This is a genomic window from Aquipuribacter sp. SD81 (assembly GCF_037153975.1).
In the GTDB taxonomy this organism is placed as follows: Bacteria; Actinomycetota; Actinomycetes; order Actinomycetales; family JBBAYJ01; genus Aquipuribacter.
Genome location: NZ_JBBAYJ010000003.1, coordinates 113,663 through 125,636, shown reverse-complemented (window position 1 = coordinate 125,636; position 11,974 = coordinate 113,663). Strand labels below are relative to the sequence as shown.

Below are 11,974 nucleotides of genomic sequence, written 5' to 3'. Positions count from 1 at the left end.
GGTCACCGGGTGACCCAGCAGACGGACGAGCAGGGCCGCCCGGAGCCGCCGTTCGCCGCCGGCGAGGCCGAGACGCTGCTCGGCTTCCTCGCCTACCACCGGGCGACCATCGCGTGGAAGTGCGGCGGCGTCGACGCCGCCGGGCTCGCGCTGCGCTGGGGCCGCTCGGAGATGACGCTCGGCGGCCTGCTGTGCCATCTCGCCTACGTCGAGGACGACTGGACCGCTCGCGGTCTCGCCGGCCGGGACCGGCCCGAGCCGTGGGCCTCGGTCGACTGGGCGGTGGACGAGGACGCCGACTGGCACTTGGCCGCGAGCATGGCGCCGGAGGAGGCGCTCGCGTTCTGGCGCCGCTCGGTGGAGCGCTCGGACGCGCTGCTCCGTCAGGTGCTCCACGAGCGCGGGCTCGACGGGTCGGGCTCGCGCACCTTCGCCGACGGGCGCACCCCGAGCGTGCGGTGGGTGCTCGTCCACCTCGTGGAGGAGTACGCCCGCCACGTGGGGCACGCGGACCTGCTGCGCGAGGAGGTCGACGGGCTGGTCGGCGAGTGAGCGGCACGTGCCCGTGCGGTCGGACCGGCTCCTTCGGCCAGGTGCTCGCCGAGGACGCGTGCTGCGGGCCGTACCTGGCCGGGGCGCGGGAGGCACCGGAGCCGGAGGCGCTCATGCGGTCGCGATACACGGCCTTCGTCCGCGGTGACGAGGCGTACCTGCGCCGCACGTGGGACCCCGCGACCCGCCCGGACCGGCTCGGGCTCGACCCGGCGACCCGGTGGGTGGGCCTCGACGTGCACGAGGCCACGGCCTCCGGCGACGACGGCGTCGTGGAGTTCACCGCCCGCTTCCGCGACGGCCGTCCGGGCGCCGGCGGCCGGCTGCACGAGCGGAGCCGCTTCCGCCGGAGCGGCGGCGCGTGGCGCTACGTCGACGGCGACCACCTCGCCTGACGGCCACGCGTCGTCGCCGCCGGTGCCGGGCTCACGGGACGAGGACGACGTCGGTCCCGTCGAGCTCGGCCCGGAAGCCGTCGTCGACGACGGTCACCTCGCGGAGCACGAGTCCCTCGGGGATCCCCTCGATGTCCTGCTCGATCGTGGTGAGGGCGGCGGCCACGTCGCCGAGGAACGGGTCGAGGAAGGACGGCCCACCCACGTCTATCTCGGTGGGGGTGACCGCGAGCCGCCCGTCGACCGCCGCGACGCGGCCCGTGGCGACGACGTCGAGCTCGCGCCCGAGCGCCTCGACGGTCGTCTCCACCTGCGCCTGCCCGTCCGCGGCGGCCGAGACGACGACCCCGGGCCCGATCTGCTCCGCCACGACCTCGAACGGCACCGTCGCGACCACCGCGAGCGACTGCGCCGTCGTCGTCTCCGGGCCCGAGCGGACGCCGCTGCCGGTGGCGGTGACGTCGCGCAACCGGGAGCCGGGCAGGACGAGGGCGCCGCTGTCGAGGTCGACGTCGCCGAGCCAGCTCTCCTCCGGGCCGAGGTCCGCCGGCGGCTCCGGCGCGGGCGCACCGGCGTCCGGCGGGCTGCCCGGCGTCGGCGAGGGCGCCGCCGTGCCGGGCCCGTCGGCGGGCTCGGTGACGACGAGGAACAGCGCCGCCCCCGCCACGGCGAGGACGAGGAGGGTGACGAGGACGCCGAGGAGCGCCCCGGTCAGCCGGTCTCGGGTCCGCTGGGAGGCCATGCTCCAGGCATACCCGGTTCGGGCGCGCGGCCACGCAGGGGCTCAGGCCGCGGGCGTCGGGTGCGGCTGCAGGCGGCCCGCGGCGATGTCCTCCGCGTAGTGGCACGCGACCGTGTGACCGGGCTCCACCTCGCGCAGCGCCGGCCGCTCGGTCGTGCAACGGCCGGGCTGCACGAACGGGCAGCGCGTGGAGAACCGGCAGCCGGTCGGCGGGTCCGCGGGCGAGGGCAGGTCGCCGGTGAGGAGGATCCGCTCCCGGCGGTCCTCGACCTCCGGGTCGGGCACGGGGATCGCCGACATGAGGGCGAGCGTGTAGGGGTGCCGCGGTGAGGCGTACAGCGTGTCCGCGTCCGCCTCCTCCACGAGCGCACCGAGGTACATGACTCCCACGACGTCGCTCACGTGGCGCACGACGGCGAGGTCGTGGGCGATGACGAGGTAGGTGAGGCCGAGGGAGTCCTGCAGCTCCTCGAGCAGGTTGACCACCTGCGCCTGCACGGACACGTCGAGGGCCGAGACGGGCTCGTCGGCCACGACGAGCTCCGGGCGCAGCGCGACGGCCCGGGCGATGCCGATGCGCTGCCGCTGCCCGCCGGAGAACTCGTGCGGGAAGCGGCCGGCGGCCGAGGCGGGCAGCCCCACCTGGTCCAGCAGCTCCCGCACACGCGCCGCGTAGCCGCCGGGACCCGCCGGGGCCCCGTGGGCGCGCAGCGGCTCGCTGAGGGCGGCCTCGACGGACTGGCGGGGGTCGAGGCTCGACATCGGGTCCTGGAAGACCATCTGCATGCGGCGGCGCGCGCGGCGCAGCCGCTCGCCGCCGAGGGCGGCGACGTCCTCGCCGTCGAACACGACCGAGCCGCGCGTCGGGCGGACCAGGCGCAGGACGGCGCGGCCGAGGGTGCTCTTGCCGCAGCCGGACTCCCCCACGAGCCCGTACGTGCTGCCCCGGCGCACGTCGAGGCTGACCCCGTCGACGGCCTTGACGTGGCCGACGACCGTGTCGCGGACGATGCCGCGCGTGATGGGGAAGTGCACGGCCACGTCGCGCACCTGCAGCAGGACGTCGTCGCTCACGGGCGGGCCTCGTTCCCGGCGGTGCCGGAGGCGCCGGCGGCACCGACGGGGTGCACGCAGCGCACGCCGTGCCCGCGCACCGTCTCCATGGCGGGCGGCTCGCCGAGGCACGCGGAGTCCGAGCGGGTGCAGCGCGGCTCGAACGCGCAGCCGGTCGACCACGCGCGGGTGAGGGTCGGTGAGCCGGGGATCGGCTGCAGCGGCTCCCCGCGCGGCGCGTCCAGCCGAGGCACCGAGCGCAGCAGCCCGTCGGTGTAGGGGTGCTCGGGGCGCGCGAACAGCTCCCGCCGGGCCGCGGACTCCACGAGCCGGCCCGCGTACATGACGTGGACGTCGTCGCACATGCCGGCGACGACCCCGAGGTCGTGGGTGATGAGGACCAGCGCCGTGCCGCTCTCGGCGACGAGGCCGCGCAGCAGGTCGAGGATCTGCGCCTGGATTGTGACGTCGAGCGCCGTCGTGGGCTCGTCGGCCACGAGCAGCCGGGGCTCGCACGCGAGCGCGATCGCGATGAGGGCGCGCTGCCGCATGCCACCGGACAGCTGGTGCGGGTAGTCCCGCAGCCGGCGCTGCGCCTCCGGGATGCCCACGCGACGCAGCAGGTCGACGGCCTCGTCGCGGGCCTCGGAGCGCGTCATGTCGCGGTGGCGGCGCAGCACCTCCGTCACCTGCACGCCGACGGGCACGACCGGGTTGAGGGAGGACATCGGGTCCTGGAAGACCATCGCCATGTCCGCGCCGCGCAGCGACCGGCGCCGGTCGTCGGGCATGTCGAGGAGCTCCTCGCCGTCGAAGCGCACGCTGCCGCGCACCTCCACGCCGCGCCGCGGCAGCAGGCCCATGATGGCCAGGCTCGTGACGGACTTGCCGGACCCGGACTCCCCCACGAGGCCGACGCTGCGCCCGGCGGGCACGTCGAAGCCCACCTGGTCCACGGCCACCACCGGTGCCCGGCCGCGGCGGGTGAAGTGCACCTCGAGGTCGCGCACCTGCAGCAGCGGCCCGTCGGGGCGGGTGCCGCGGCGGTCGACGGACCCGGCGGTCGTCGTGCTCACGGGCTACCTCCGGTACTTGGGGTCGAGGGCCTCGCGCATCGACTCGCCGAGCAGCGTGAAGCCGAGCGCGGCGAGCACGATGGCGAGGCCGGGGAAGAACGCGAGGTGGGGCGCGGAGGCGAGGAAGCGCTGCGTCTCGGCGAGCATGCGGCCCCACTCCGGCAGGCGTGGGTCCTCCCCCGACAGGCCGAGGAAGGCCAGCGCCGCGGCGTCGATGATGGCCGTGGCGAGGGTGAGCGTGCCCTGGACGATGACGGGCGACAGTGAGTTCGGCAGCACGTGCCGCACCACGACGTGGCGGTCGCGCACCCCGAGGCTGCGGACCGCCACCACGTAGTCGGCGTTGCGCTGCGCGAGCATCGCCCCCCGCAGCAGCCGGATGAAGATCGGCACGTTGACGACCGCGATGGCGATCATCACCGACGTGAGCGAGCGGCCGAGGACCGCGGCGATCGCGATGGCGAGGAACAGGGACGGCAGCGACAGCATGATGTCGACGACCCGCATGACGACGGTGTCCACCCAGCCGCCGAAGGCGCCCGCGAGCATGCCGACGGCGATGCCGACCGCGGCGCCGAGCAGCGTCGCGACGACGCCGACGAGCAGGGACTGCCGGGCGCCGTAGATGACGCGGCTCAGCTCGTCGCGCCCGAGGCTGTCCAGGCCCATCCAGTGCTCGGCCGAGGGCCCGGGGATGCTCGTGGGCGTGACGGCGCCGACGCGCTCGCCCGGGTCGTACGGCGCGAGCCACGGCGCGAGCACGGCGACGGTCACGAAGCCGAGCACGAGGAGCGCGCCGACCATCGCGAGGGGGTCGCGCAGCACGCGGCGCAGCGCCTCCCGGCCGAGCGACGTGCCCTGGTCCGCGCCGGACAGGACCGCGGCGGACTGGGCGCTGCTCGCCTCGCGGCGCTCGGCGACCGTCGCGTCGACGCGGCCGCTGCCCTCCGGGTACCCGGGGCTGTCGGACATCAGGAACCTCCCCCGGCCGAGGCCATGGTGGCGGCGCGGATGCGCGGGTCGATGAGGCCGTACGCGATGTCGACGAGCAGGTTGACGACGACGATGACGACGGCGATGACGAGGATGAAGCCCTGCACGACCGCGTAGTCGCGGTTGGTGATGGCGTCGACGAGGAACGAGCCGACGCCCGGGAAGGCGAACACCGTCTCGGTGAGCACCGCGCCCGCCAGCAGCAGACCGACCTGCAGGCCGATGACGGTGACGACCGGCAGCAGCGCGTTGCGCAGCACGTGGCGGCGGTTGATCGTCGAGCGGGCGAGGCCCTTGGCGTCGGCGGTGCGCACGTAGTCCTCGTTGACGACGTCGAGCACGCTCGCCCGCGTGATGCGGGCGATGATCGCGAGCGGGATGGTCGCGAGGGCGACCGCCGGCAGCACGAGGTGGAGGAACGCGTCCCACGCGACGTCGGGGCGGCCGACGAGGAACCCGTCGAGCACGTAGAAGCCGGTGGGGTGCTCGGTGAACAGCCGCGGGTCCTGCCGCCCGGAGTCCGGGAACCAGCCGAGCCGGACGCTGAACACGTACTTGAGCACGTAGCCGAGCACGAACACCGGGATGGTGACCCCGACGAGCGAGGCGAGCACCGCGCTGCTGTCCACCCACGTGAGGTGGCGGCGGGCCGCGAGGTAGCCGAGGCCGACGCCGAGCACCACCGCGATGAGCAGGGCGAAGAGGCTCAGCTCGATCGTGGCGGGGAACAGCCGCGCCAGCTCCTCGGTGACGGGGCGGCGCGTGGTCGTGGAGACGCCGAAGTCGCCCGTCACCGAGCGGCCGAGCCACGCGAGGTACTGCTCGAGCAGCGGCCGGTCGAAGCCGTACAGGCTCTCCAGCTGGGCGACGGCCTCGGGGGTGGCGCGCTCGCCGAGCAGCGCCTGGGCGGGCCCGCCCGGCAGGGCCCGCAGCCACGCGAACAGCAGCAGGCTGAGGCCGAGCAGGATCGGCACGAGCAGCAGCAGGCGCCGGACGACGAATCGGAGCACGCGTCCCCTCCGGTGGTGGACGTGCCCGTGCGGGCGGCGACCGGGGTCGACCGCCCGCACGGGCGCACGGGTCAGGACGGGTGCGTCACTCCGGCGGCTCCACCGTCACGACGTTGAAGTCCTCGTTCTGCACCGGGCTGGGCACGAAGCCCTCGACGCCGGGCCGGAACGCGAGCGCGGGCTCCGTGCTCGCGTACGGCAGACCGGGGAGGTCGTCCATGATGATTCGGTTGGCCTCCTGGTACAGCTCGGTCCGCACGTCCTCGTCGGTCTCCGCCTCGGCCTGGTCGAGCAGGTCCCGCAGCTCCGGGTTGTCGTAGCCCCACTCCGGGCTCTCCGCCTGGAAGAAGGTGCCGACGAAGTTGTCGGGGTCGCCGAAGTCGCCGGTCCAGCCGAGCAGGTACATGGGCGCACCGCCGGACAGGGCCGCGTCGAGGAAGTCGGGGTTCCACGGCGCGCCGATCGGGTTGACGGTGAAGCCGACGGCCTCGAGGTCCTCGGCGATCAGCTGGAAGTTGGCCGTGGGGTCCGGCATGTACGGCCGGGACACCTCGGTCGGGTACCAGAAGTCGATCGTGAGGTCGGTGACGCCGGACTCCTCGATGAGCTCGCGGGCCCGGTCGGGGTCGTAGTCGTAGGTGGTGACGTCCTCGGCGTAGCCGAACACCGACTCCGGCATGAACTGCGTCGCGACCGTCGAGCCCTCGGGGTAGTTGGTCGTGATGATGTTCTCGCGGTCGATCGCGTGGGCGATGGCCTGCCGGATCTGCAGGTTGTCCAGCGGCGGGGTCGTCTGCTGCAGGCCGATGTAGCCGACGTTGAAGGCCGGGCGGCGCAGGATCTGGTAACCGGCCTCCTCGAGGGCGTCGACGTCGGCAGGGTCGACGAGGTCGTAGCCGTCGATGCCGCCGGACTCCAGCGCCTGGCGCCGGGCGGGGCCGTCGGCGATCGGACGGAAGACGAGGGTCTGGATCTGCGCGACGTCACCCCAGTAGTCCTCGTTGCGCTCGAGGACGAGCTGGTTGCCGCGCTCCCACGACACGAACCGGAACGGGCCGGTGCCGGTCGGGTGCTCGGTGCCGTACGTGCCGGTGAACTGCGGCTCCTCCGCGGAGCCGCCGATCTCGTCGGCGCCGTACTCCTCGAGCGCCGCGGGGCTGGCGATGCTGAACGCCGGCAGCGACAGCGCCGACAGGAACGTCGACGACGGCCGGGTCAGCGTGATGGTCGCCTCGAGGTCGTCCGTCGCCTCGCAGGAGGCGTACAGGCTCTCCGGCAGCGACTCGTCCTCGTTCTCGGCGTAGCCGCCCATGACCGTCTGCCAGTAGTACGACACGTTGCCGGACTGCTGGATGCCGGAGAAGTTGTACCAGCGGTCGAAGTTGGCGCACACCGCCTCGGCGTCGAACGGCTCGCCGTCGTGGAACGTGACGCCCTCGCGGAGCTGGAACGTCCACTCGAGGCCGTCCTCGCTCGGCTCCCACTCGGTGGCGAGCGCCGGCTCGATCTCGGTGCCGCCGGCCTCGGTGGTGACGAGGCCCTCGAAGATGGACCGCACGACGCGCAGCGACTCGCCGTCGCTCACGTACGCGCCGTCGATGACGACGGGGTCGGCGGAGGCACCGAAGACGAGGGTCGCGTCGCTGCTGCCGGCGTCCTCGCCGCCGGCCGCACCGGTGGCCGCGTCGCCGCTGCCGCCCTCGTCGGCGTCGTCGCCGCCGCACGCGGCGAGGGCGAGCACGGACGCGAGGCCGACGGCCCCGAGACGCAGGGCGCGCGCGACGCCCGGAGATGTGGACCGCATAGGACTCCCCTGGTTCGACCGGGACGGGCGCCCCGGGACTCGGACCAGGTGAACCTAGCCCCGCGCGCGGGCGGACCTCGTCACCGCGGCGTCACAGTTGCGTCACGAATGCGTGGGTACCGCGTCGTCCACGTCGTCGATCGTGCGGCCGGCGAGCACGTCGGCGAGAGCATCGACGCTCAGCGTCCGCAGGTCGGTCACCCGGCTGAGGCCGGGCGCGGCCGGCACCGGCACGTGCACGGGCACCGCGACCACGCGGCACCCGGCCGCCGTCGCGGACGCGACGCCGGGCACCGAGTCCTCGACGGCCACGCACGCGGCGGGCTCCACCCCCAGCCGTCGCGCGGCGAGCAGGTACGGCTCCGGGTGCGGCTTGCCGTGGGTGACGGCGTCTCCGGTCACGACGGTCGCGAAGGTGCCCGCGGGCAGCGTCTCGACGACCGCGTCGGCGAGGACCGCGTACGACATGGTGACGAGCGCGTTGGGGACGCCCGCCGCGGCGCACGCGAGCAGCAGCTCCCGCGCCCCGGGCCGGAACGGCGCGTCGGTGCGCAGGCGCTCGGCCATCCGCGCGACGAGCGCCTCGACCACCTGCTCGGGGGCGAGGTCGATGCCGCTGCGCTCCACGAGCATGCGCCCGCTCACGAGCAGCGGGTTGCCGACGAGCGCGAGGCCGTCCTCGTGGGTCCAGCGCCCGCCGTGGTCGCGGACGAGGTCGGTCTCCGCCTCGATCCAGTACGGCTCGCTGTCGACGAGGGTGCCGTCCATGTCCCACAGGACGGCGGCCGGCAGCGCGGGGGGCGGGGTCACGGGCGTCGAGCCTGTCAGGTCGCGTTGAAGTAGGAGGCCTCGGGGTGGTGCACGACGATCGCGTCCGTCGACTGCTCCGGGTGCAGCTGCAGCTCCTCCGACAGCTCCACCCCGATGCGCTCGGGGCGCAGCAGGCGCACGAGGTCGCGGCGGTGCTCGAGGTCCGGGCACGCCGGGTAGCCGAAGGAGTAGCGCGAGCCCCGGTAGCCCTGGTCGAGGATACCGGCGAGGTCGGGCGCGTCGTCGCCGGCGAGGCCGAGCTCCTCGCGGACGCGGGCGTGCCAGCGCTCGGCGAGGGCCTCCGCGAGCTGCACCGACAGCCCGTGCAGCTCGAGGTAGTCGCGGTAGGCGTCCTTCGCGAACAGCTCGGCGGTCGCGGTCGCGACGCGCCCGCCCATCGTCACCAGCTGCACCCCGAGCACGTCGGCCCGGCCGTGCTCGCGCACCCAGTCGCGGTCCTTGTGGAAGTCGGCGAGGCACAGCCGGCGGTCACGCCGCTGCCGCGGGAAGCGCCAGCGGACGACGACCTCCTCCAGCCCGTCGCCCTCCGGGGCGGCGAGCACGCACAGGTCGTCGCCGTCGGCGGCGACCGGCAGGTAGCCGTACACGACGCCCGCCTCGAGCAGGCCCTCGGTGTGGATGCGGTCGAGCCAGGCCCGCAGGCGCGGCCGGCCCTCGGACTCCACGAGGTCGGCGTACGTGGGACCGTCCTCGCCCCGCGTGCCGCGCAGGCCCCACTGGCCGAGGAAGGTCGCGCGCTCGTCGAGGTAGCCGACGTAGTCCGCGAGCGGGACGCCCTTGACCACGCGGGTGCCCCAGAACGGGGGTACGGGCACGTCGACGTCGCGGGAGACGTCGGAGCGGACCGGACCGGTCGCGTCGGGCGCCTGCTCGACCGGCGCGGGCCGGGGCCGCACGCGGCGCGGGCGGGGCGCGGGCAGCTGCTCGCGCTCCCCGCGCTTCACCTGCATGACGGCGTCCATGAGCCGCAGCCCCTCGAACGCGTCGCGGGCGTAGCGGACCTCGCCCTCGTACACGTCGGCGAGGTCCTGCTCGACGTAGGCGCGGGTGAGGGCGGCACCACCGAGCAGCACCGGCAGGTCCGCCGCCAGCCCGCGGGAGTTGATCTCCTCGAGGTTCTCCTTCATGACGACGGTGCTCTTGACGAGCAGCCCCGACATGCCGAGCACGTCGGCGCGGTGGTCCTGCGCGGCGCGGATCATCTCCGACACGGGCTGCTTGATGCCGAGGTTGACGACCGTGTAGCCGTTGTTCGTGAGGATGATGTCGACGAGGTTCTTGCCGATGTCGTGGACGTCGCCCTTGACCGTGGCGAGCACGATCGTGCCGCGCCCGGAGTCGTCGGTGCGCTCGATGTGGGGCTCGAGGTGCGCGACCGCCGCCTTCATGACCTCGGCGCTCGTGAGCACGAACGGCAGCTGCATCTCGCCCCTGCCGAACAGCTCGCCGACGACCTTCATGCCGGCGAGCAGGTGGTCGTTGATGATGTCGAGGGCGGGCCGCCCGTTCGCGACGGCCTCGTCGAGGTCGGCCTCCAGCCCGTTGCGCTCGCCCTCGACGATGCGGGCGGCCAGCCGCTCCCCCAGCGGCAGCTGCAGCAGGGCCGCGGCGCGCTCGGCGCGCTGGTCGGCGGCGCTCACGCCCTCGAACAGCTCGAGGAAGCGCTCGAGCGGGTCGTAGCCCGGCCGGCGCCGGTCGTGGACGAGGTCGAGGGCGACGTCGAGCTGCTCGGCCGGGATCCGGCTGAGCGGCAGGATGCGCGACGGGTGGACGATCGCCGAGGTCAGCCCGGCCTTGACCGCCTCGTGGAGGAACACCGAGTTGAGCACCGCGCGCGCGGCGGGGTTGAGGCCGAACGACACGTTCGACACCCCGAGCGTCGTCTGCACCGACGGGTGGCGCTGCGTGAGGGTCCGGATCGCCTCGAGGGTCTCGACCGCGTCCCGGCGGGTCTCCTCCTGCCCCGTGGCGATGGGGAAGGTGAGGGTGTCGACGACGACGTCCTCCTCGCGCATCCCCCACGTGCCGGTGAGGTCGGCGAGCAGGCGCTCGGCGATCGCGACCTTGTGCTCGGCGGTGCGCGCCTGGCCGGTCTCGTCGATCGTGAGGGCGACGACGGCGGCTCCGTGCTCCAGCACCACGCGCATGGTGCGCTCGAAGCGGCTGCCCTCGCCGGCGCCGTCCTCGTAGTTGACGCTGTTGACGATGCTGCGCCCGCCGGTCAGCTCCAGCGCGCGCTCCAGCACGGCGGGCTCGGTGGAGTCCACGACGAGCGGCAGCGTGCTCGCCGTGGCGAGCCGGCCGACGACCTCGGTCGCGTCGGCGACACCGTCGCGGCCGACGTAGTCGACGCACACGTCGAGCAGGTGCGCGCCGTCGCGGGTCTGCCCGCGCGCGATGTCGACGACGTCGTCCCAGCGTCCCGCGAGCATCGCCTCGCGGAACGCCTTCGAGCCGTTGGCGTTGGTCCGCTCCCCCACGGACAGGTACGACACGTCCTGCCGGAACGGCACGTGCGCGTACAGGCTCGCGACGCCGGGCTCCGGGCGGGGCCGGCGACGCGCCGGGCGGCGCCCGCCCACCCGGTCGACGACCGCCGCGACGTGCTCCGGCGTGGTGCCGCAGCAGCCGCCGACCAGGCCGACGCCGAGCTCGGCGGTGAACAGCTCGTGGGCGTCGGCGAGCTCCGCGGGCTGCAGCGGGTAGTGCGCCCCGTCGGAGGTGAGGACGGGCAGCCCCGCGTTCGGCATGACCGACAGCGGCACGTCGGCGTGGCGGGACAGGTGGCGCACGTGCTCACCCATCTCCGCCGGGCCGGTCGCGCAGTTGAGGCCGACGCCGTCCACGCGCAGGCCGCGCAGCACGGTGAGCGCGGCGGGCGTCTCGCTGCCGAGCAGCATCGTGCCGGTCGTCTCGACCGTCACCTGCACGAACACCGGCACGTGCAGGCCGGTGGCGGCCATGGCGCGCCGGGCGGCGACGACCGCGGCCTTGGCCTGCAGCAGGTCCTGGACGGTCTCGACGAGCACGAGGTCGACCCCGCCCGCGAGCAGCCCGCGCACCTGCTGCTCGTAGCCGTCGCGCAGCGCCGCGAAGGTCGTGTGCCCGAGGCTCGGCAGCCGGGTGCCCGGCCCGACGGAGCCGATCACCCAGCGCGGGCGGTCCGGCGCCGACCACGCGTCGGCGGCCTCGCGGGCGACCCTCGCCCCCGCGAGCGACAGCTCGTGCACCCGGTCCTCGATGCCGTACTCGCCGAGGTTGCCGAGGTTGGCCCCGAAGGTGTTCGTCTCCACGCAGTCCGCGCCGGCCTCGAGGTAGGCGTCGTGCACCGCGCGGACGATGTCGGGGCGGGTGGCGTTGAGGACCTCGTTGCACCCGTCGTGGCCCTGCATGTCCTCCAGGGAGGGCCCGGCCGCCTGCAGCATCGTGCCCATGGCGCCGTCGGCGACCACGACCCGCTGCGCGAGCGCGGCCAGGAGGCTCGTCGCGCCGGGCGTCATGCCTGCCGAGTGTAGGTG

Annotated in this window: 10 protein-coding genes; 2 read left to right on the top strand and 8 right to left on the bottom strand. The window is 74.5% G+C overall.

Going from position 1 to position 11,974, the window contains the following annotated elements:
• Positions 1-9: 9 nt before the first annotated feature.
• Positions 10-552, top strand: coding sequence for a DinB family protein (locus WAA21_RS02770; protein ID WP_336921209.1), 543 nt, complete (start codon positions 10-12; stop codon positions 550-552).
• Positions 549-947: a YchJ family protein gene (locus WAA21_RS02765; RefSeq protein ID WP_336921208.1), complete on the top strand. Its 399-nt coding sequence runs from the start codon at positions 549-551 to the stop codon at positions 945-947. Before WAA21_RS02770 ends, WAA21_RS02765 begins: the two co-directional genes overlap by 4 nt.
• A gap of 31 nt (positions 948-978) precedes the next feature.
• Here WAA21_RS02765 and WAA21_RS02760 read toward each other — a convergent pair whose 3' ends face one another.
• The 8 genes from WAA21_RS02760 to metH all read right to left on the bottom strand — a co-directional run bounded on the left by WAA21_RS02760 (position 979) and on the right by metH (position 11,956).
• Positions 979-1,689 carry an LmeA family phospholipid-binding protein gene (locus WAA21_RS02760; RefSeq protein WP_336921207.1) on the bottom strand — a complete coding sequence of 237 codons (711 nt, stop codon included), beginning with the start codon at positions 1,687-1,689 and terminating at the stop codon, positions 979-981.
• A gap of 42 nt (positions 1,690-1,731) precedes the next feature.
• Positions 1,732-2,763 carry an ABC transporter ATP-binding protein gene (locus WAA21_RS02755; protein WP_336921206.1) on the bottom strand — a complete coding sequence of 344 codons (1,032 nt, stop codon included), beginning with the start codon at positions 2,761-2,763 and terminating at the stop codon, positions 1,732-1,734.
• Entirely contained in the window at positions 2,760-3,818 is a 1,059-nt protein-coding gene (locus WAA21_RS02750; protein ID WP_336921205.1) for an ABC transporter ATP-binding protein, read from the bottom strand. The genes WAA21_RS02755 and WAA21_RS02750 overlap by 4 nt, the downstream gene beginning before the upstream one ends.
• Before the next feature lie 3 nt (positions 3,819-3,821).
• A complete protein-coding gene (locus WAA21_RS02745) occupies positions 3,822-4,790 on the bottom strand; it encodes an ABC transporter permease (protein WP_336921204.1) in 969 nt (322 codons plus the stop codon).
• Entirely contained in the window at positions 4,790-5,821 is a 1,032-nt protein-coding gene (locus WAA21_RS02740; protein WP_336921203.1) for an ABC transporter permease, read from the bottom strand. Before WAA21_RS02740 ends, WAA21_RS02745 begins: the two co-directional genes overlap by 1 nt.
• Positions 5,822-5,906: 85 nt before the next feature.
• On the bottom strand, positions 5,907-7,625 hold the full coding sequence (locus WAA21_RS02735; protein WP_336921202.1) for an ABC transporter substrate-binding protein: 1,719 nt from the start codon (positions 7,623-7,625) through the stop codon (positions 5,907-5,909).
• Between the two features lie 102 nt (positions 7,626-7,727).
• Entirely contained in the window at positions 7,728-8,435 is a 708-nt protein-coding gene (locus WAA21_RS02730) for an HAD family hydrolase (protein WP_336921201.1), read from the bottom strand.
• 14 nt (positions 8,436-8,449) lie between these two features.
• A complete protein-coding gene (gene metH, locus WAA21_RS02725) occupies positions 8,450-11,956 on the bottom strand; it encodes a methionine synthase (RefSeq protein WP_336921200.1) in 3,507 nt (1,168 codons plus the stop codon).
• Positions 11,957-11,974: the final 18 nt, after the last annotated feature.

What these genes read in the sequence shown, in the direction of transcription:
- metH (WP_336921200.1), bottom strand. Translation starts at nt 11,956, where the DNA reads ATGACGCCCGGCGCGACGAGCCTCCTGGCCGCGCTCGCGCAGCGGGTC.
- WAA21_RS02745 (WP_336921204.1), bottom strand. Translation starts at nt 4,790, where the DNA reads ATGTCCGACAGCCCCGGGTACCCGGAGGGCAGCGGCCGCGTCGACGCG.
- WAA21_RS02735 (WP_336921202.1), bottom strand. Translation starts at nt 7,625, where the DNA reads ATGCGGTCCACATCTCCGGGCGTCGCGCGCGCCCTGCGTCTCGGGGCC.
- WAA21_RS02760 (WP_336921207.1), bottom strand. Translation starts at nt 1,689, where the DNA reads ATGGCCTCCCAGCGGACCCGAGACCGGCTGACCGGGGCGCTCCTCGGC.